The sequence below is a fragment of the Synechococcus sp. WH 5701 genome (assembly GCF_000153045.1).
Classification (GTDB): domain Bacteria; phylum Cyanobacteriota; class Cyanobacteriia; order PCC-6307; family Cyanobiaceae; genus Regnicoccus_A; species Regnicoccus_A antarcticus.
Genome location: NZ_AANO01000044.1, coordinates 1 through 1,742 on the forward strand (window position 1 = coordinate 1; position 1,742 = coordinate 1,742).

2 protein-coding genes and 1 pseudogene are annotated in these 1,742 nt (G+C 55.6%); 2 read left to right on the plus strand and 1 reads right to left on the minus strand.

Annotation, left to right across the window (positions count from 1 at the left end; translation table 11 throughout):
• Together rplJ and rplL are read left to right on the plus strand one after the other, a co-directional pair.
• Nucleotides 1–486: pseudogene (gene rplJ, locus WH5701_RS00220) on the plus strand (50S ribosomal protein L10); the annotation flags it as partial.
• 50 nt (nt 487–536) lie between these two features.
• Nucleotides 537–923, plus strand: coding sequence for a 50S ribosomal protein L7/L12 (gene rplL, locus WH5701_RS00225; protein WP_006169762.1), 387 nt, complete (start codon nt 537–539; stop codon nt 921–923).
• Between the two features lie 271 nt (nt 924–1,194).
• Here rplL and WH5701_RS16065 read toward each other — a convergent pair.
• Nucleotides 1,195–1,742: DUF3747 domain-containing protein (locus tag WH5701_RS16065; RefSeq protein ID WP_006169763.1), on the minus strand; the 548-nt coding region annotated here is incomplete at its 5' end.

The window sequence follows — 1,742 nt, forward strand, 5'->3', positions numbered from 1 at the left end:
GCTCAAAGGGCTCCTCGCCGAGACCGAGCTGGCATTGGTTCTTGATTTCAAGGGCCTGTCCATCAAGGAAATGTCTGATTGCGGGATCGTCTCCGGGTCACCAACAGCGTCTGCAAGGTGACTAAAAACACCTTGATGCGCCGTGCCATTGATGGTGACAGCTCCTGGGCCAACCTCGATTCACTTCTGACCGGTACCAACGCTTTCGTTCTTGTAAAAGGCGATGTTGGTGCTGGTGTTAAGGCCGTTCGGTCTTTCCAGAAAGAAGTCAATAAGTCTGAGACGAAGGGCGCTCTTTTCGAAGGCAAGCTTCTCTCTCAAGACGAGATCAAGGCCATCGCTGATCTTCCTTCCAGGGAAGAACTTATGGCTCAGATCGCTGGTGCAATCAACGCTGTGGCCACCAAGGTTGCCGTTGGCATCAACGAGGTTCCCACCGGTATGGCCAGGGCACTCAAGCAGCACGCCGAAGGCGGCGACAGCTGAGTTAGCTCTGCCACCACGTCTATTTCCTGATCTGTTGCTGATTTTCAACCATGTCTGCAAAAACCGACGAAATCCTCGAATCGCTGAAATCCCTTTCCCTGCTGGAAGCTTCCGAGCTTGTTAAGCAGATCGAAGAGGCTTTTGGTGTCTCCGCCGCCGCGTCAGCTGGCGTCGTGATGGCTGCTCCTGGCGCTGCTGGTGGCGGTGAGGCTGCTGAAGAAAAGACCGAGTTCGATGTTGTCTTGGAAAGCTTCGAAGCTTCCGCCAAGATCAAAGTTCTCAAGGCCGTTCGCGAAGCGACCGGCTTGGGCTTGGGCGATGCCAAGGCCATGGTCGAGGCCGCTCCCAAGGTGGTCAAAGAAGGTGTGTCCAAGGACGATGCCGAGGCCCTCAAGAAGGCCATCGAAGAAGTGGGTGGCAAGGTCACGGTCAAGTGATCCTGTGGGATCGGCTTTCCGCCGATCCGCATCTCATTCTTTTCAACAAAAGCAACCCTCCTTCGAGGGTTGCTTTTTTGGTGTGGCCTGGGACTGCCAATAAAAAAACCCCGCCAAAGGCAGGGTTTTTTGAGGAACACGTTCAGGGAGTCTGTCCTTGTTTCGACCCTGAAGAGGCGTTCAGCACTCCTCACACAGATAAAAATTAGGGCCCTCAAATTGTGATTGGTTGTTCTGCCGGACTCTCTAGCAACTGGCACTGTGCCACTGTCTAGCGTTGGCTCTTGTAAGGGATCACTTGCAGCGGGATCGGTCCAGCGCTGGCGACTCGCTGAACACTGCTAAGCCGTGATGCCAAGGAACTACCACGTGATGTCTTGGGGCTTGGTGGGATTGGTGGCGGCATGCTCGGGGCTCTGGAGGGTCCGAGCTTGGCCATGCTTGAGCCTCTGGCCTGGCGAATCGCCCGCGCCATCAACAGCTGAATCGGATCTGGATTGGCGAAATAAAGATGGCTCAGGGTTTGTCCTTGGTAAGCGCGTCGTTCGAGCTGCCAGTCGTCATTCAGCTTTAGCCGAACAAAGCCATTGCGCTGTCGGCGGGGGATGGGTGCACGCCCAACCACGATCGGTGCTTTTTGATCTGGATTGAAGGCTTGCAGTTGCAGGGTTGATCCGCGTTGCATCACACGCAACCGGAACCGCCTGCCAAGGTCTGAACCGCCGCTGCGGAGGGAATAGCCATTGCTATCGAGATAGCGGCTGCAAATCCCTGCGAAATTAAAGCTGTTCAGCGTGGGCTCGACTAGGCATCGGCGCG